17 protein-coding genes and 1 pseudogene are annotated in these 17,098 nt (G+C 44.6%); 6 read left to right on the top strand and 12 right to left on the bottom strand.

Features of this window, described 5'->3' with window-relative positions:
- Positions 1–98 precede the first annotated feature (98 nt).
- Positions 99–833: an MOSC domain-containing protein gene (locus FTX54_RS10595; protein WP_147805015.1), complete on the bottom strand. Its 735-nt coding sequence runs from the start codon at positions 831–833 to the stop codon at positions 99–101.
- A gap of 333 nt (positions 834–1,166) precedes the next feature.
- Between FTX54_RS10595 and FTX54_RS10600 the strand changes: the two genes are divergently transcribed.
- A complete protein-coding gene (locus tag FTX54_RS10600; RefSeq protein ID WP_147805016.1) occupies positions 1,167–2,759 on the top strand; it encodes a long-chain-fatty-acid--CoA ligase in 1,593 nt (530 codons plus the stop codon).
- A 112-nt stretch (positions 2,760–2,871) separates the two neighbouring features.
- Here FTX54_RS10600 and FTX54_RS10605 read toward each other — a convergent pair whose 3' ends face one another.
- Positions 2,872–3,309, bottom strand: a complete 438-nt coding sequence (locus FTX54_RS10605) for a VOC family protein (RefSeq protein ID WP_147805017.1) — start codon at positions 3,307–3,309, stop codon at positions 2,872–2,874.
- A 258-nt stretch (positions 3,310–3,567) separates the two neighbouring features.
- Here FTX54_RS10605 and FTX54_RS10610 point away from each other — a divergent pair, with 258 nt between their 5' ends.
- The 3 genes from FTX54_RS10610 to FTX54_RS10620 all read left to right on the top strand — a co-directional run bounded on the left by FTX54_RS10610 (position 3,568) and on the right by FTX54_RS10620 (position 5,188).
- Positions 3,568–4,143, top strand: coding sequence for a YusW family protein (locus FTX54_RS10610; protein WP_147805018.1), 576 nt, complete (start codon positions 3,568–3,570; stop codon positions 4,141–4,143).
- 574 nt (positions 4,144–4,717) lie between these two features.
- Positions 4,718–4,912, top strand: coding sequence for a hypothetical protein (locus tag FTX54_RS10615; protein ID WP_147805020.1), 195 nt, complete (start codon positions 4,718–4,720; stop codon positions 4,910–4,912).
- 12 nt (positions 4,913–4,924) lie between these two features.
- Positions 4,925–5,188 carry an OsmC family protein gene (locus tag FTX54_RS10620; protein WP_147805021.1) on the top strand — a complete coding sequence of 88 codons (264 nt, stop codon included), beginning with the start codon at positions 4,925–4,927 and terminating at the stop codon, positions 5,186–5,188.
- A gap of 82 nt (positions 5,189–5,270) precedes the next feature.
- Here FTX54_RS10620 and FTX54_RS10625 read toward each other — a convergent pair whose 3' ends face one another.
- The 8 genes from FTX54_RS10625 to FTX54_RS10660 form a co-directional block, all read right to left on the bottom strand.
- The gene (locus FTX54_RS10625) at positions 5,271–5,951 is read right to left on the bottom strand and encodes an AIM24 family protein (RefSeq protein WP_147805022.1); all 681 of its coding nucleotides are present in this window, start codon (positions 5,949–5,951) and stop codon (positions 5,271–5,273) included.
- A gap of 1 nt (position 5,952) precedes the next feature.
- Positions 5,953–6,945, bottom strand: a complete 993-nt coding sequence (locus FTX54_RS10630) for a dimethylarginine dimethylaminohydrolase family protein (protein WP_147805023.1) — start codon at positions 6,943–6,945, stop codon at positions 5,953–5,955.
- A 27-nt stretch (positions 6,946–6,972) separates the two neighbouring features.
- Positions 6,973–7,341, bottom strand: a complete 369-nt coding sequence (locus FTX54_RS10635; RefSeq protein WP_147805024.1) for a hypothetical protein — start codon at positions 7,339–7,341, stop codon at positions 6,973–6,975.
- A gap of 238 nt (positions 7,342–7,579) precedes the next feature.
- Complete coding sequence (locus FTX54_RS10640) at positions 7,580–7,768, bottom strand: hypothetical protein (protein WP_147805025.1); 189 nt, start codon at positions 7,766–7,768, stop codon at positions 7,580–7,582.
- A 98-nt stretch (positions 7,769–7,866) separates the two neighbouring features.
- The gene (locus FTX54_RS10645) at positions 7,867–8,433 is read right to left on the bottom strand and encodes a hypothetical protein (RefSeq protein WP_147805026.1); all 567 of its coding nucleotides are present in this window, start codon (positions 8,431–8,433) and stop codon (positions 7,867–7,869) included.
- A gap of 649 nt (positions 8,434–9,082) precedes the next feature.
- The gene (locus tag FTX54_RS10650; RefSeq protein WP_338484534.1) at positions 9,083–10,354 is read right to left on the bottom strand and encodes an IS110 family transposase; all 1,272 of its coding nucleotides are present in this window, start codon (positions 10,352–10,354) and stop codon (positions 9,083–9,085) included.
- 157 nt (positions 10,355–10,511) lie between these two features.
- Positions 10,512–11,408 carry an aminoglycoside phosphotransferase family protein gene (locus FTX54_RS10655; protein WP_187254623.1) on the bottom strand — a complete coding sequence of 299 codons (897 nt, stop codon included), beginning with the start codon at positions 11,406–11,408 and terminating at the stop codon, positions 10,512–10,514.
- A 19-nt stretch (positions 11,409–11,427) separates the two neighbouring features.
- Positions 11,428–12,069, bottom strand: a complete 642-nt coding sequence (locus FTX54_RS10660; RefSeq protein WP_147804642.1) for an HAD family hydrolase — start codon at positions 12,067–12,069, stop codon at positions 11,428–11,430.
- A gap of 193 nt (positions 12,070–12,262) precedes the next feature.
- Here FTX54_RS10660 and FTX54_RS10665 point away from each other — a divergent pair, with 193 nt between their 5' ends.
- Positions 12,263–12,586: a hypothetical protein gene (locus FTX54_RS10665; RefSeq protein ID WP_187254639.1), complete on the top strand. Its 324-nt coding sequence runs from the start codon at positions 12,263–12,265 to the stop codon at positions 12,584–12,586.
- A 785-nt stretch (positions 12,587–13,371) separates the two neighbouring features.
- Positions 13,372–14,847, top strand: a complete 1,476-nt coding sequence (locus FTX54_RS10670; protein ID WP_147804644.1) for a protein adenylyltransferase SelO — start codon at positions 13,372–13,374, stop codon at positions 14,845–14,847.
- A gap of 179 nt (positions 14,848–15,026) precedes the next feature.
- On the opposite strand, the pseudogene FTX54_RS10675 reads toward FTX54_RS10670, so the two are convergent.
- Together FTX54_RS10675 and FTX54_RS10680 are read right to left on the bottom strand one after the other, a co-directional pair.
- Positions 15,027–15,869 (bottom strand): annotated as a pseudogene (locus FTX54_RS10675) (5-methyltetrahydropteroyltriglutamate--homocysteine S-methyltransferase); the annotation flags it as partial.
- Between the two features lie 107 nt (positions 15,870–15,976).
- Positions 15,977–16,600, bottom strand: a complete 624-nt coding sequence (locus FTX54_RS10680) for a uracil-DNA glycosylase (RefSeq protein WP_147804747.1) — start codon at positions 16,598–16,600, stop codon at positions 15,977–15,979.
- Positions 16,601–17,098: the final 498 nt, after the last annotated feature.

Consider the following 17,098-nt stretch of genomic DNA (forward strand, 5'->3'; position numbering starts at 1 on the left):
ACTTTTCTTATGCTTTCCGCTTCTGATTATAAAGGGAGATCAGTAACCAATAGTCCAGAGGAGTACCACGATTTAAATTCATTTCCTTCCTTATTACTTCAATCTTCAGGAACAAATTCCACTTTATCCAAAGAAGTAATTTCTCCCGTTTTAACGACAGACGCATACATACCAAAACAGTTATTTCTTTCTTTTACGACCGTTTTCAAAAGCCCTGGTTCCTGCTCACCCGTTTGTGGATCTACATTGATAATCATACATCGTTCACACGGCCGTTCGATTTTAATTACTGCTTCTCCCCCCAATTTTATTTTTCTTCCTGTCCAGCTATCCTCTATAAACGGAATCTTATCCTCGAGTGAAACAATAATATTCGGACGAAAACGGGCGGCATCCAGTTTTTCTTTTCCCCACGTTTCTTCCAGCTTTGCAAGAGAGGCATCTGTAATTAAAAGTATATGCTCTTCTTCAATAGCTCCGGCCGGGACGTATTCCGGAGAATACTTTTTAAAAGTAAGGCTTGTGCCTGCCGCATTTTCCAGCTCTTTTTTTAACTGGTCTTCCTCCCACGCAAAGATTCGTCCTTCCGGATTTCGCACTTCCAACCAAGGGAGAGCTTCAACTGTTTCTGTTCCTTTAAAGGATGCTTCGTATAGGACCATGCGCGGGCACTGGGTTATTGTCAGGAACTTCCCATCTCTTTTATCGTCGAGAAGCGCGTGGCTTCGATCTCCATATAATCCGTATTTCATCACAGTAGTTGCTGTGACGTGCTCTCCTCTGAAAGATTTAACAGGGTAGCGGATAATGTCTTTTAATCTGCCAATAGTCATTTAGTTCCTCCTGTTCATTATCTCTGTTTAATGTTTTATTCAGCTGAATGATTTCATTATTTACATTACAAATAGATAAACACGAATAATATAGCGAAAACCGGCAGGCTCACGTTGTTCGACACTCATCTTCTTTCCTGTCGCCCGATAACAGAAACCGGTCCATCTCTTTTAGGTCTTCAGGAATTTTCTTGACGGTAATGCAGAAAAAGGATAGGCTCAAAGTAACTATATGCCGAATATTTTGAAAGCGCATTCAAAAATACCGCTTTCTCACGGCGGAGTTATCTCATTAGATTCCTTACATATATCATTAATACAGGAGGTTTTTTCATGCATGTACCTTTAATTTTAACAGATTTTCTGGACCGCGCTGTCAAACTTTATGGGAAGAAAACAGCCGTCATTGACGGAGACAGAAGACTTACTTACGAAGAAGTTAATAATCGTGTACAGCAGCTCTCACGCGGCCTGTTTGATCTGAGCATTAAAAAGGGAGAAAAAGTCGCCTATCTTGCCCCTAATACTCTCGAAATGTACGAAGGTTTTTACGGCGTCTTTCAGACCGGAGGTGTCATGACCTCCCTTAATACCCGCCTGCGTCCGGAGGATTATATTTTTATCCTGAACCACAGCGAATCCCAGGTACTGTTTGTTGATTACTCCCTGTACGAGCAGGTAAAAGTTATAAAAGATCATCTGGAAACGGTAAAAACGATTATTGTTCACGGCATGGATGAAGACAGTAACGGCGATATATCCTACGAGAAATGGCTCGCCGGATTTTCGAGCAGCGCTGTCGAAAGGGTGCCCCTGGAAGAAACCGACATAGCCAGCCTTCTTTATACAAGTGGAACAACAGGAAATCCTAAAGGAGTAATGCTTACTCACCGCAGCAATTATCTGCATGCCTTAACAACGATGCATCATCTGCGCGTCAGTGACCAGGATACACTGCTCCATGTCCTTCCCATGTTTCATGTTAACGGATGGGGTTCTCCTTTCTACTACACAGCGAACGGAGTAACCCAGGTCATGCAGAGGAAAATTGAGCCGGCTTCCATGCTCGAAAATATCCGGCGGGAAAAAGTAACCGTTGCCCACATGGCCCCTACGGTTCTCAACATGCTGATAGAAGAGTATGCTTTGATGAAAGAGCCTTACAAACTATCCCAGGACATGCGTGTCGTGATAGCAGGATCTGCTCCCCCTCCAGCTTTTGTGAAACGTATTGAAGAAGATCTCGGATGGGAATTCGTTCAGGTTTACGGAATGACAGAGACATCTCCTCTCGTCAGCACTTCCATACCCCTTTCTGAACAAAACGGTATCGACTCCGAGTCACTTCACCGTCTGAAAGCAAAGCAGGGTTATCAGATGATTGGTACGGATCTTCGCGTTTTTGACGAAAATGGAGAAGATGTTCCGCGGGATGGTAAAACTGCAGGCGAACTTGCCGTGCGCTCAAATAATGTGATGGAAGGATACTGGAAAAACTTAGAAGCGACAAGAGCCACAATCCGGGAAGGCTACCTCTACACGGGTGATATGGCGAATGTCGATGCCGATGGTTATGTAGAAATTGTCGATCGCAAAAAAGATGTGATTATCAGCGGTGGTGAAAATATTTCTTCTATTGAAGTCGAAGGGTGCCTGTATGATCATCCCGCTGTTCTTGAAGCTGCTGTTGTTTCTGTCCCTCATGAAAAGTGGGGCGAAGTTCCTCATGCTATCGTTGTCTTAAGGGAAAAAGATGGGGCTACAGAGGAAGAATTGATGGAATTCGCCCGCACTCATCTGGCACGGTTCAAAGTTCCAAAAGGAATTACGTTTACAGAAGAACTTCCTAAAACAGCTTCCGGTAAGATTCAGAAGGTCCAGCTGCGCAAACCTTTCTGGGAAGGGAAGGACCGTTTCATAAACTGACCATTTTACTGATCTTCCCCCTGCTTTCATGAAATAACCTGATACAAAAGTTAAAAAAGCGGTATGAAGGTTTCCTGTTCATACCGCTTTTTATTATTGCCCCGCCAATTTATCAGTCAACAACAAGCATGTTGTTATCATCGAACTTCCACATATCACCGTATGCTACTTCCCAGCAGTAGCCGTCCGGATCTGTAAAGTATCCGCCGTAGCCTCCCCAGAATAAACGCTGAGGACGTTTTTCAATCTTAGCTCCTGCGGATTCTGCAAGTTCCATCACCGCATTTACCTCATTTTCTGATTTTCCGTTAAAGGCAAGAGTTATTCCTGAAAATCCTTCTTTCTTTTGAGGAGGATAAGCTTTGTTAATATCATCAGATAGATTTTCCAGAGGGTAAAGAGACAGTCTGGAACCTTCATTGTCGAAAAATACTACTTCCGGATTCTCTTCTGTCCCGTAAACAAAAGCACGAAAGCCAAGCTTCCGGTAAAACTGGAGAGAATGTTTCATGTCTTTTACTCCAAGTGTAATAAGGTTAATTCTGTTCATTATCATTTCCTCCTATACTTTTCAGCGGTGTTAAAGCCTGGTCCTTGTGTTCATAAATATAGAAAACGTCGCTTCAGCCTGCGTTGGAAAGGATTTTCGGGTGGTCTGCTTTTTTAAACAAAATCAGATCTTTATCGGAGCTGTCTTTTATCTCTTTTGAGGAAAATGTTTAACAGTTGAAATGCCCAGGGTATTTCACGTACGTAACGAGGAATTTATTACATTCGATAAATTTAACTTTAGAAAGGAGCAGTTAAAATGAAAAAAATCACACATATCTCTGTTGTAAGTGCAGGCACACTGTTTTTAACTGCCTGTGGCGATGCAGAGGATAATTCTGAAGAAAACGTTGAGCTTAATGATGAAGCTGAGTACACAGAAGAAAACAGTATCAATGAAGAACCGGAAGAAGAACCTGCCGACCTTGAAGAAGAAAATGAAGAGAACTGGTTCCACGATGAAGAAGATGTGGAGTCTGACAACAACGAAGAAACAGAAGGAACCGAGTCCACTTATAACTATGGTGCAGAAGAACTTTCACTGCTTATCGAACAGGATGACGGCGCCAGCCTGGAATATGATTATGAAAATACAGGTGATGAACCAACCGGAATGGTGACTATCATTGACGGAGAAACAACCGAAACGGAAGGAACAGAAGCCGTGAATGAAATAGAAGAAATGATGCAGGAGATCCAGGTCCTTCCTGATTCTGACGAGACTACTGCGCAGGAAGAAGTTTTGAATTATTTAGAGATGGAGGAAGAGGCAGTCGCAGCTTTTGAGCTTTCCATCGAATTTTCCGATGAAGAACAACTGGAAGTGACACACTAACTCTTTGAGAGCCTGCATTTTTATAAGCATGATTCCCTTTCAAATTGGCTACCTTGAAAATAAAGTAGATAAGAAATGAACGTACGCTTTCGTTTCCATGGGGACGCTTTCCGGGCGGGCCGGCCTCCATCGCCCCGGAGTCGCCCCATGTCCTCTTCCGCTTACGGTAAAAAGATAGAGAAGTATCTGCCATCTAATAAAGAAATTCCTTCTTCCACAGGCGTCCGCCGGTTTCCGCTTCGTTTTTTATTCTCTCATACAGAAAGTCTGCTGGTTGAATCAAGAAGATACCAAGGTAAAAACCAGTGCCAAGGCGATTTTTCAAGACGCCTGCGGAAAAAGAAAGCAGGAAGATCCTCCCGACCGCAAGGGAGGGAGAGCTGAGGACTTTCTCCGCGGCAAGCGAAGAAAAAGGAGCCGCAGGCAATCCAATAACAACACGGAGCTTTAACAGAGCCTTCCAATTAAAAGAGAAACCTGCTGGGCTTAAACCCAGTATCCTATTCAGAAGGACAGGGTTTCCGGGAAATCGATTCAGGGTAAAGGCTTTCATAACCTGAAAGGAGCCGATAAGATGACCGATCCTATTGAACTGACTAAAATAACGATCGAACAGCAGGAACCACCCCACCGTCTTGCCTATATTGATGGCTTTGAAGAACCTTTTAATTACGGCGTGCACGGCGGGGTAAAGGAGTTTTACGGCGTTGATCCGGACACGAAACATCCATCTACGCTTGATCATATAGTAGCTTCTGCAGCCGGCTGACTAACCGGGACTTTGTCCGGCGCGCTGTATGCGCGTCAAATACCTCCTTATCCTGATAAAATCAAAACCACTGCGCATGGAACGATTGAAGCTCCAGAGGGAGTGTTGAAAGTAACGAAAATTGCCTGTCATTATCATTTGAAAATTCCAAAAGGCAAAAAGGAAGCTGCTGAGCGGGTGTTAAATGTTTTTGAAAAGAAATGTCCGGTAGCTCAAACTTTGAAAGGCTGTGTCACGTTTGAACATTCCTGGGAAATAGAAGAATATGAAGCATAGCTGGTTTTGAATTTAACCGGATCTGCTTACGAAGGCGGCTTGACAGCGATTGTCATTGCCGCCTTTATAAATGCCTATGCCGTTACATTTTGCCTTCAAAGCATGGCTGAACGATTACAAATCCATCACCTTCGAATTTCATTTGAATCGATTCCCCGCTACCCCGTCCGAGAAACGTGCGATAGTTTATATCCGTTTTTAATTCCGGCTGCAAACTTCCTGACCATGCAACGGTAGCACCAGGATCCGTCAGTACCGGTGTGCCCGGCTTTACTATCAGCGTCAGCGGCTCATAATAAGTAGTAATTGCTGCTTTCCCGCTTCCTTCCAATAAAATATTGAACAGTCCTCCTGACATCATTCCTGCCGCTTTTTTCATCATACGAATATCCCAGTTTACAGAAGGTTCAAATGCCAGCAGATCATTACCATTTACTATAATTTTCTCCCCGTTTAAATCGAGAATCGTGATTTTCTTTCCCTGATCAGAAAGATACAGTGTTCCTCTCCCGGACGCCTTCATCAATTCATTTCCTTCACTCGTAAATACTTTTTTCACCATACGGTCCATGCCGTGCTCCATCAGCTTTTCCCGCTCGAATCTTATTTCTCCATTATAGGAAATCATCGAATCGATTTTTGCCCACAGTTCTCCGGTTAATTCAATATTTAATATCCGGTCTGTTTCCAGGTCGAACGCTTCCTGCGTGCTTTCTCTTTCCTTCGTTTTATTGACAAATTCCCGGATTGAATAGTGACCCACATTACTCACCTCCTTTTTTAACAGCAGGCTGCGTACGTTCTGCCGGCTCCCTTTTCAAGGAAGCAGTAGTGCAGTGCACGGCTCCCCACCCCTTCATCAGCTCATTGAGTTCTGCTTCAAGAACGTCTATTCCGTGACTTTCAAGCAGTTTTTTCGTTTCCGGGTTTCCGGAAGGCATGATAATTTTACCGGGTTCCAATGCTACGAAATTCAGTGCCATTCCTTCTTTGATTTCGCTGATATGATCAGCTTCGATCAGTTCGATGCCGATATCCTGAAGTTTCCGTGCAGCATCATAAGGGAGGTGCCAGGGGAAAACGACCATCTTATTCGAATCAGCCATGCACATAAAGCCATCCAGATGAATGGATCCATAAGGGATAGGCACATGGATAATATTTTTGACTCCCAGATTACGCAGCTCTGCTTCCACCTGGGCGGCGCCTGCTTCATTGGTCCGGCTTCCTGTGCCGAGAACCACGTTTTCCCGGTCTATCCAAAGCACGTTTGCCCCCTCGAAGTATCCGTCTCCGTTTATTGTTTTTATAATGGGTACGCCTAAAGCAGCAAGCGTGCGGGCGACGGCTTTCTCTTCCCCTCGGCGGGAAGCTGAAGCCGGACGGGAAATAATGGCTCCTTCCGGGGTCATCAGCATTAAATCCCTCATAAATAGAGCATTGGGACGGTCTTCTCTCTGATTGTCTATGTAATGAACTTTTACCCCATGATTCCGGTACAAAGCAGCAAGTTCATCATGCTCCCGACGTGCTATTTCTGCATTTATAGGCCCGCGGAACCGGTAATCCAGGAAGTTATCATAGGTTATATGGTCCAATTCCTTTCCTGGTCGGTGCATTAAAACTGTTTTCAGTTTACCCGTTTCCGAATCACAGTACCAGTCTCCCCATAGATCTTTCATCTCTTCTGAAAAGATCTTATCTGACGGGAACCAGCGCTCTCCCTGAACTTTTACCTGCTTATTTGAATAGGTCATGCGTATCCCTGCTTTCTTTTTATTCTTTTAAAAAAGCCAAGGTGTTGAGAAAGCCGCAGCTCCACTTTCAAAATAAATAATGCCAAGAATAATAAATCCTAAAAACATCGGGATTCCCATAAACATTAAGAATACTGATACTTTGTATCCTTTCCCCCGTTTAGGATTTCCGCGTTCTACGGTAGACGGCTTTTTAGGGGCCGAAGTTCCGTAAACAGTCGGACGTGATATTTTTTTCGTAAACAAACTTAATACCAGTACCGGAATGAATAAAATTACTCCAGTAATCGGCGTTAAATAGAGAGTTAATACCGGATCTTCAAAAACGAAATAAGCTAATAATGCATAAACAACTACTAAAACAATTCCCGCTGCTGAACCGAGCGCGTAAAACAATTTCCCACCTCCTTTCGCTGCAGTGCTGAAACTACTGATTATTTCCAACAGGTGAAACTCGTGGAAGAAAACCTGTAAACTTACAAGTAATCCCTCTACTTCATACGGTCAAACAGTCCAATCGTTTCAGACCGACCATCGGCAGACAGAAGCACCCGCTCTGTATTGATTATGTATTTAATCAGGATATATTTATAGTTTAAAAAAGACACCCCGTTTCAGGTGTCTTTTCGATAAATTATTCCTTTTCGTAGCCGGTAAGTTTCACATTCGGATCTTCAGTTATTTCTTTCAGCCGTTCTTTAATAAACGCTTCATCGTGTTCTTTATCATCCGGAATATCCGTTACGATTACTCCAGGAACTTTTTGCTCCGTAGTTTGTCCATCCATTTTTTTGGCAGCTTCATAATCCAGCTTCATGCGCATATATAATGCCTCCTTAAAGAGATTCCTTTAAAATCACTTCCACCATCCTATACCCTGTGAGTATAGAGGCAAACTTCCTTTCCTCAATTAAGCGTTTTTTAAGGAACCATTCCCTCTTCTTTCATCTGCTCTATAATATCGCCCGTTTTTTCAATTGCTTCCGCATTTGAATAGCGGCTTCTTAGATAATTAAACAGGTAATGACCTTCTTCTATTTCATATACAAAATAAGGTCCTATACTGTTTTCTGAAAACTGAACCCTTTCTCCTGCAACTTGAATTTCATGCCCATAATGACCTGCAGGTGCCTTCGAAAAGCTGAAAAGTACATTTTCTCTTTCTTTGTAAGGACCATAAAGAAGCTTCGCATTTCGATTTTCTTCCCACTTTTCTATTCCTTCCTCAGTCTGGAGATCGCTTTCTATCGTTTGAGGATCTTCAGCATAATGAACATCCACCATGGCAGGCTCACCTCTTCGATGAGTAACGAAAGCCGTATGAATATCCAAATTTTCGAAATCCGGAATAAATACTTTCATATCCAGCATCGACGCCGCTTCAGATTGAATATCATCAACTCCTTTGGATGGTTCAATCCCTTCATGAGAACAAGAAGCAGCAAAACCGAGCAGCATTACTGCCGGTAAAACTATTAACCTTTTCATAAGCCTCACCCAATTCCCGATTAATACAGATTTATTGATGTGCTGCTTTTCATTTCTATGGTGAAATTTCGTCTATTAGCTATACGGCTTTTCCAATGAAGAAGTTTCACTATAATGTAATCCATTCCCGGAAATTTGGTCAACTTCATTTAATAAGGCTACCTTGAAAATAAAACAGATAAGCAATGAATGGTCGCTTTCGTTTCCATGGGGGCGCTTTCCGGGAGGGCCGAAGCGAAGTTTTCTACATGTATCAACAACAAACTCCCTCGGTAAGATAGGTTTATCTCTCAAATACTCGCTCATTCGCAGGATGTTCCCCCTTTTCGATCGCACCTGACGGATAGATCAACGAAAGAAACGGAAGAGGAGGCGCTCCAAGACAGGCGGAAAGAAAGGAGGTCGCGAAAACTCCATTTTTTACCATATCCTGCACGTCTTCTCCACGCGGTCCCTGGAGGCTTTTCCTCCCATGTCTCAACGGGTCCATGCCCTCTCATTCCTTTGTCATGCCTGGCCAGGGGGTGGAGGCCGGTTTTGCTTTAACGACGGGTCCGGGCCCTTTGGTTTGTGGTATCCGGTCCTCCGTGCTTTCTTTTTCATCCTGCGAATAAGCCATGATTCGATGAGCCGACGGGACGATCACCCCCTAGACAGCAGACGGAAGCGGTCGGACTTTCTCTGAACAGTAGGGTTCTCCCCCTCTGGCGAGGGCCACGAGGATTCGTGCCAGCTTGCCCATCAGTTTCATGACCGACTTCATCTTTTTCATCTTTTTGCCCTGCACATTGACGTGGTGGAGGTGCCGGAAATCCGCGTTGTTTTTGATCAGGCTCAGCGTGGCCAGGTATAAACAGCGCCTCAGCCGGGACCTTCCGCGTTTGGAGAGGACCACTTGTCCTTTCCATTTGCCGGAGCTCGCTTCGGCCAGGTGCAGGCCGGCATGACGTAAGAGCGCATTACCATGGGCAAAACCACGAATATCACCGGCTTCCCCCAGAATCCCCGCCAGGGAGAGATCGCTGATCCCATCGATGGCAAGGAAGGAGTGGCGGTAGGTCACGTGCTCCAGGGTGGCAGCCACCTCGTGTTCCACCCGTTCCAGCTGGGCCGTGACCAGGTCCCATTCTTCGAGCAGCTGGTCCAGGTGCAGGAGATACGCCTCCGGCGCCTGCGTGCTTCCCACGGACCGTTTCGCCACCGCAAGCAGCGTTTCCGCTTTCCGGTGGCCGGCGTGACGTTTCATCCCTGTTTTCCATCCGTGGATCACGTCCGCCACGTCCAGCTCCCGCAGTTGTTTCGGCATGGGGAACAGCCGCAGGGTAGCGATGGCCCCTTTGCTTTGGAGATCCTGAAAGACCTCCCGGAGTTCCGGGAAGACAATATCGACCCAGCGGTGCAGCTGATTGATGGTCGCAACGCGCCGTTTCACGAGCACCTCCCGGTTGGCCATGAGCACCCGGAGCGAGTCGAACGTTTCCGACGTGGGATGGATCTGGCTGTAATAGCCGTTTTTAACCATGTCGGCAATCACGAGGGCGTCTTTGGCATCGCTTTTGGACTGGATATGATCCCGGTTTTCTTTATTCTTTTTGACCAGGTGGGGATTAACGGTGACAACATCGATCTGCCGGCCCTTCAGCCAGGCGGTCAGGTTCAGCCAGTAATGGCCGGTCGGCTCCATCCCGACGATTTCGGTCGTACAGCCGCTCGCTTCCTTCCACGCAGCGATCCTGTCGAGAAGCCGGGTAAACCCTTCCTCGTTGTTTTCAAAAGCCAACGGCTTACCAAAGGCGATGCCCCGGTAATTGACAGCACGTGCCACGTGGTGATGCTGGGCAATATCCACCCCGATAATCAGGTGGCTGGAAGAAATACGGGCAATCCGTTGATTTTGTTGGTCCTGCATTTTAAACTTCATAGTAAGGTCCCTCCTCAAGGTTTGGAATAGTAGAGTCGTGTCTCTATTCTTATCTTAGCGAGGGGCCCCTGTTTTTTCAAAGTGGAAATTAACACTCTACAGGAATGCTTTAACACAGCTTTTGATAAAATGATGGCGCACCGGGATTTCATCCTATTCACCGTAATAAATCCCTGAAAACGCAGGCTGCTTCCAAAAAGGAAGGATGTAAATTCCCGTCTTCGATACTCCAGCAATAAGCCAGGACGGCCTGGGCAAAACCCCATAGCAGAATTTTTTCTTCGTTTAATTGGAGCTCTTTCACAAAAATAGATATCCGCTTTTTTATAACGGCCTTCTTATGCTGATCAGGGAGCTTATTTAACAGAAAGGGAATTACGTCAGATTCTCTTTCCCCAATCATTCCTTTTGGATCAATGGCAAGCCACGGTTCCCTTTCCCCTCGAAGGATATTGTAATGATGAAGATCACCGTGCAGGAGATAGAGCTGTTTCTGGCTGTTTGCAAGCTGTTGAAATATTGTTAAGGCCTCTTTTAAAGTTCTTTTTGATACCGATCCCAGTCCTTGTTTATTATTTACGTAAATACGCTTCATAGACTCCACTTTTGAAGACATATCCGGCAGGCTGTTTTTTGCTGAAGCAGGTTTCCAAAGCTTTTTCATCACCTCTGCTGCTGCTAAAGCCGTCATTTCTTCTTCTTTTACCTCTGCAAGCATGGTTCCGGGTTGAATACATTCTAAAAGCATAATGCCTCTTTCTGCATCTGTATCGAGCAGTTTTACGGCTCCGGAATTATTGAAGCAGCGGAGCGCTTCTGTTTCTGTCCGATATTCTTTCTCAGAAACTGTAAATTTTATGACAGCCCTGCTTCCATCCCCGCATTGTATCGGAGCCACATAATTATAGGACAGCTCAAACGGGGCCAGCATTTTCATCCCCCATTTACGTTCGCTGTAATCAACGAGCTCAGGGAAATTACGAAGCCAGTTTTCCCCTTTCTTGTGATGAATATTTTTAATTGTACGCTGAAAATGTTCAGGCAAAAAGCTCATAACATTCCCACTTTCTTTTTTACTCCGTCTGACGAAGGCAGTACACTTCAAATTCTTCAGCATGCTTAAATACGGCGTCCGGCTTCACAGTAAAGGAAGTCTGTTGAAGATTCGGCAGCCATTGGGCTCCCGCTGAATGGACGCCTGCTTTTATTCCTGTTTCGATATCACTGTCGCTGTCACCTGCAAAAATAGCTTCTGAAGGAGCGGCGTGCAGAGAAGCGAGAGCTGTTTGCACGCCTTCCGGATGAGGTTTAATATTTTTGACTTCATCTCCTGGAATGAGTACATCAAAATAATGCTTCATACCAAGAATCTCAAGTGAAATTTCCAACCCTCTTCTTGATTTACCAGTAATAATTCCCAAAGAAAAGTGACGGGAAAGCTCATGCAGCATCTTTGTAACTTCTTTATTTTCTTTTACGAGACGTTCATGGTTTTCTGAATAAGTCTGGAAAAAATATTCAACCGCTTTTTCTTTTTCGCTGTGTTCCAGGTTTTTGTATATAATTTCGTTTTCCGGCGGACCGAACATAGCCCGGACCTCTTCATCATTTAATTTTTTATTATCGTACTTCAAAAAAACTTCCTGGAAAGAATGATAAATACAAGGCAGCGTATCAGCGAGCGTGCCGTCGAAATCAAATAAAACTGCTTTCATTAAGGGGTCCTCCTTTTAAGTAATGATGCTCAAAACAGCTGTTAATTCCATACCCTTTTTCCTGCTCCGTTATCCAGGCAGTCTTCAAAAAAAAGCCGTTCTATGCCACCTGCAGCTTTCTGGACGTCCTTATTGCTGTCATTTACGATAGAAGGGACTATAGTTCCCTTCGAAGAAAGGAGTGCCTCGTTTGATGGAAAAGGTGCTGATCGTGGAAGGTAAAAATGATCGAAAGAGAATAGAACCGATTCTTGATGAACCTGTGGAAATTATTTGTACTCAGGGGACATTAAGCCTGGAAATGCTCGATAACGTCATACTTCCACGTGAAGAACTGGAAGTATTTATATTTGTAGACGAAGATAATCCGGGTATAAAGTTAAGAAAACAGCTGCGGAGAGAACTTCCTAACGCGATTCATTTATACACCCGTGAGGAATACAGGCAGGTGGAAGATACTCCCTATGATTACCTGCTTATGGAACTGGGAAAATATTTTAACGTTCATCGCTATTAAGTGTTGTGATCTGCTTATTGTTATCTTTAGTTATTCTGAAGCGTTTTACGGAGCCTGAAACCGCGGAATTATTTCTCTTTCCTTTTCCACTCATTCTCTTCCCGAAAGGAGAATAAAAAACATAAAGGGCCCTGATAATCCTGCGAACAGAAGCATGCCCATACTAAAGAAAAATAGTTCAGCTCCCCCCTGGGATATGAACAGCAGAGTGCCCACAAGACTTAGAATCCACGCCACAACTCCAGCATAAAAGGCTTTTCTCCAACTTTTTGACTGCCATTTTCTCAGTGAAAATATAAGCAGATTTAATAAAAATCCTCCTGCCGCAGGAAATAATAATTCCATTATCGATTCCTCCAATTTTCTATTTAATCTTTTATTTAATCTTTAGTAAGTTTTACTACTCTGACTACTTCACGCTGAAGGGTGTGCATCCCTTCCCTTTTATAACTGTTTTCATTAAGATGAGGTATTTCATACGGACCTTTACTGGACCTCCCGTAATTATGCCATTCTTTTCACTCGTATCTTCTATTAATTTTTGAATATTTGAAGAGGCTCCACTTTCAAGCGTATAATGACAGATAAGGAGTTCATTTACTCTGCGTGAAGCAGGAAAGCTTCTGCATAAATTATAAACCACTTTTTACAGTTTTTGATAATATCGCGCTGTTGAATAGATAATGTAGAAAAATTCGCTTCAGCTATGCCGTAAAGAGAACCTTCGGGGGAACTTTCGGAATCGTCCGTTTTATAATATTAATTTGAGTGAAAAGGGTGAAATTATGTCTATAAGAAATGAACAAATACAGCCGGGTTGGAATTTAGAACACAGTTATACAGCTCTTCCAGAGAAGTTTTTCAGAAAAATAGAATTAAACCCCGTCCACTCTCCTAAAATGATCTTGTTGAACAGGGAACTCGCGTCCTCTCTAGGACTGGATCCGGATGAGCTTCAGAGTGAAAAAGGAGCTTCCATTCTCGCTGGAAATGAACTTCCTGCAGGCTCCCTGCCGCTTGCCCAGGCTTATGCGGGTCATCAATTTGGTAACTTCACTATGCTTGGGGACGGACGTGCTCTACTGATTGGTGAACAGATAACACCTTTCGGAAAGCGGGTTGATATTCAGCTGAAAGGCTCCGGCAGAACCCCCTATTCCCGTGGAGGAGATGGACGGGCTTCTCTAGGTCCGATGCTCCGGGAATATATTATTAGTGAAGCGATGTATGCACTCGGTATTCCTACGAACCGTTCGCTGTCTGTCGTACGGACAGGGGAATCCGTTATCCGCGAAACAAAGCAGCCCGGTGCTGTGCTTACTAGAACTGCCGCCAGTCACCTGCGCGTCGGAACCTTTCAATTTGCTTTAGGAGGCGGTACCGAAGAAGATGTAAAGGCTCTTGCTGATTATGCCCTCGAAAGGCATTTCCCGGGTGCTGACCGTGCAGAAAATCGTTATTTATTTTTACTGAAAGAAGTGATCAGACGCCAGGCGGAGCTGATTGCTGACTGGCAGCTTGTCGGGTTCATACATGGAGTGATGAATACCGATAACATGGCGATCAGCGGAGAAACGATTGATTACGGCCCTTGTGCGTTTATGAACAGCTATGATCCAAATACGGTGTTCAGCTCCATCGATGTCCAGGGCCGCTATTCCTACGGTAACCAGCCGCGCATCGCAGGCTGGAACCTTGCCCGGTTTGCTGAAACACTCGTTCCGTTAATTGATGAGGATCAGGAAAAAGCCGTAGAACTGGCTCAGGCCGAGCTCTCCAGCTATCTGGATTTGTATCACCAGAACTGGCTTCACGGCATGCGAAAAAAACTCGGTCTTTCATTGGAAGTAGAGAAAGATGAATCATTATTCAATGATCTTCTTGATTTGATGCAGGAGTATGAGGCGGATTACACGAATACTTTCCGTGCCCTTACTTTCCAAAAATGCGAAGAGCTCCCTTTTTCTGATACGGTGAAATTCATGGATTGGAAAGCCCGCTGGAAGGAGCGCCTTCAGACAGAACAAAAATCGGAAAAAGAAGTGCAGGAAATGATGCAGTCTCATAACCCGGCTGTTATCCCGAGAAACCACCGGGTGGAAGAAGCTTTGGAAGCTGCGGTTCAGCGCGGAGATTACAGTGTGGTGAAGAAGCTTATAAACGTTCTGGCAGACCCTTACGCCCACACGCCTGAGCAGGAAGCTTACTGCAGCCCTCCACCAGAATCCTCCGGCCCATATCAGACTTATTGCGGGACGTAATTACTTCGCCTTCCCTGTCCGATCCAATGAATATACAGGAGAGCTCTTCTTCCTGGTAAGTTAACACTTTTTGATTTCAGAAATGAATAATTGCAAATTCAATATCAACGAATAAAGCCTGGGTCCCTGATTTCTTACAGGGATCCAGGCTATTTCGTTCCCCGGCATATTTTTATACTTCAGCTGTCACTGCTGTAACTTTTATGCTGCTCACGCGCTGCTTCTGCTGCCTGCTGCATATTGATCATGGCTGCCACTGTTTCTTCTTCTGTAAGTGTTTTAAGGCCGCAGTACGGATTAATCCAGAACAGCCGGGAAGGAAGGAAATGCAGAGCCTGCAAAATAGTGTCTGTCATTTCATGAACCGGAGGAATACGCGGACAGTGGATGTCATAAAAGCCAAGCCCTATTCCTTTATCATAAACATAATCCTCAAATATTTTGATCAGCTCTCCATGCCTCCGCAACGTTTCAATCGAAATGACATCCGCATCCATGGCGCTTATAGATTCAATAATGTCATGAACTTCGCTGTAGCACATATGAGTATGAATCTGAGTCGTTGACTGGACACGCTCTGAAACGAGGCGGAAAGCATTGACCGCCCAGTCAAGATAGTCTTTATGGCACTTCTGCTTCAACGGGAGCCCCTCCCGCAGTGCTGGTTCATCCACCTGGATCATTTAGATATAATTCTCCTCAAGTGCCCGGATTTCTTGCTGCAGGGAAGCTGCGATTTGATAGGCAGTATACCCCCGGGTAATATCTGTGCGCTCAAAAGACCAGTTCAATATAGTCACCGGTCCGGTCAGCCTCCCTTTCACAGGTTTGTCTGTCAGCGTCTGAGCATAAGCAGTTTCGCGAACCGTCATTGGTTTTTCAAAAGAAACATCTGAGTAAATAATCGGCGGCTTTACACAGCGGGAACCGTAGGACTGCACCCAGCCATTAACTGTCACCGCAAACCCATTCAGTTTTTCACCGAAAAATTCCACCATATCATTTCTTTCAAATTCTCCATGGGAGAACTCCTTCTCTTTCGATGAAGGAGACCGCTTATCAACGTCATTTATTTCAACTGTTAAGATATTAAGTTCAATTAATAAGGTTGTATAAAGACATCGTCCTTTTACAGCAATTTTTTCAGTGCCTCAATATCCTCCTGAATAACCTCTTCCAGCCGGCGGTTGTAAAAAACAGAAGCGGGATGAAAAGTAGGGAAAATACTGAACTCTTTCTCTGTCCAGCTGTAAGTGCCTTCGTTATATTTTTGAACCGGCCCCCGAAGGACTCTTCCGTGCTGTTCCGTTATTTTATAGCCCGGACCCAGCAGTCTTTTTAGTCCTATGTTCCCTAAAGTTACGATTATCGGAGCCTTTACATGTTCTATTTCATAATCAAGAAGCGGGGCGTGACCCAGAATTTCTTTAGCTGTCGGGGGTCGGTTATATTTTCGTTTTACAACATTTCCGTGTTTGTCTTTTTTCTCCCCCCAGCGGTATGGCCGGCTCCGAACAGCACTCGTAATATAGACCTCTTCTCTCGATAGATTTAATTTCTCCAGAAACTTCATCAGCTCTTTCCCTGCTCTCCCGCTGAAGGGAACGCCATTATGTATTTCCGTTTCACCCGGAGCCTCCCCTACGAGCATAAATGCAGCATTTTCCGGGCCCTTTCCGTAAACAAATCCTTCCACTGGAAAAGAAGCCAGTATTTCTTTTCCTTCGTCAGCTAACTTTTCAGGTATGTGCATTATTTCTCTCCTTTTTTTAAAATTGGCTACCCTGAAAATAAAGTAGATAAGTGATGAACGTGCGCTATCGTTTCCATGGGGACGCTTTCCGGTCGGGCCGGCCTCAGCTAATTCCGTTCTCCCTTTGGTCGGGCGGAATGGATCTTCGGCTCGTCCTTCATCCCCCTGGATTCGCCCCATGTGCCCTCCAGCTTATGGTAAAAAGCAAGAGCAGGATCTTCAATCTAATAAAGAAAACCTCTTCTTGAAAATTATCGATTCCACCTGTATAGAGGGAAAGTTCCTTTTCTTTAGAAAGCCATTTTCATCCGTCATGGTGCAGCGAGCCTGCATGAGGGAATCTGTTAAAGCTCCGGGCTCTTAAAGCAAACTTGAGGGTAAAAAATATATCTTCCAATAAATTTAAAGCGTCCCTCTCAAGTGAAATTCATTCATCAAGTTCGGAAATCCCTTTCTGAAAGGGACTTATGAAATTGATTCAGCTTATAATAAATTAGT

Source organism: Alkalicoccus halolimnae (assembly GCF_008014775.2).
Lineage (GTDB): Bacteria > Bacillota > Bacilli > Bacillales > Salisediminibacteriaceae > Alkalicoccus > Alkalicoccus halolimnae.

What these genes read in the sequence shown, in the direction of transcription:
- FTX54_RS10655 (WP_187254623.1), bottom strand. Translation starts at nt 11,408, where the DNA reads ATGAGCTTTTTGCCTGAACATTTTCAGCGTACAATTAAAAATATTCAT.
- FTX54_RS10615 (WP_147805020.1), top strand. Translation starts at nt 4,718, where the DNA reads ATGACCGATCCTATTGAACTGACTAAAATAACGATCGAACAGCAGGAA.
- FTX54_RS10630 (WP_147805023.1), bottom strand. Translation starts at nt 6,945, where the DNA reads ATGACCTATTCAAATAAGCAGGTAAAAGTTCAGGGAGAGCGCTGGTTC.
- FTX54_RS10600 (WP_147805016.1), top strand. Translation starts at nt 1,167, where the DNA reads ATGCATGTACCTTTAATTTTAACAGATTTTCTGGACCGCGCTGTCAAA.
- FTX54_RS10670 (WP_147804644.1), top strand. Translation starts at nt 13,372, where the DNA reads ATGTCTATAAGAAATGAACAAATACAGCCGGGTTGGAATTTAGAACAC.
- FTX54_RS10680 (WP_147804747.1), bottom strand. Translation starts at nt 16,600, where the DNA reads ATGCACATACCTGAAAAGTTAGCTGACGAAGGAAAAGAAATACTGGCT.
- FTX54_RS10660 (WP_147804642.1), bottom strand. Translation starts at nt 12,069, where the DNA reads ATGAAAGCAGTTTTATTTGATTTCGACGGCACGCTCGCTGATACGCTG.
- FTX54_RS10665 (WP_187254639.1), top strand. Translation starts at nt 12,263, where the DNA reads ATGGAAAAGGTGCTGATCGTGGAAGGTAAAAATGATCGAAAGAGAATA.
- FTX54_RS10650 (WP_338484534.1), bottom strand. Translation starts at nt 10,354, where the DNA reads ATGAAGTTTAAAATGCAGGACCAACAAAATCAACGGATTGCCCGTATT.
- FTX54_RS10605 (WP_147805017.1), bottom strand. Translation starts at nt 3,309, where the DNA reads ATGAACAGAATTAACCTTATTACACTTGGAGTAAAAGACATGAAACAT.
- FTX54_RS10640 (WP_147805025.1), bottom strand. Translation starts at nt 7,768, where the DNA reads ATGCGCATGAAGCTGGATTATGAAGCTGCCAAAAAAATGGATGGACAA.
- FTX54_RS10595 (WP_147805015.1), bottom strand. Translation starts at nt 833, where the DNA reads ATGACTATTGGCAGATTAAAAGACATTATCCGCTACCCTGTTAAATCT.
- FTX54_RS10610 (WP_147805018.1), top strand. Translation starts at nt 3,568, where the DNA reads ATGAAAAAAATCACACATATCTCTGTTGTAAGTGCAGGCACACTGTTT.
- FTX54_RS10645 (WP_147805026.1), bottom strand. Translation starts at nt 8,433, where the DNA reads ATGAAAAGGTTAATAGTTTTACCGGCAGTAATGCTGCTCGGTTTTGCT.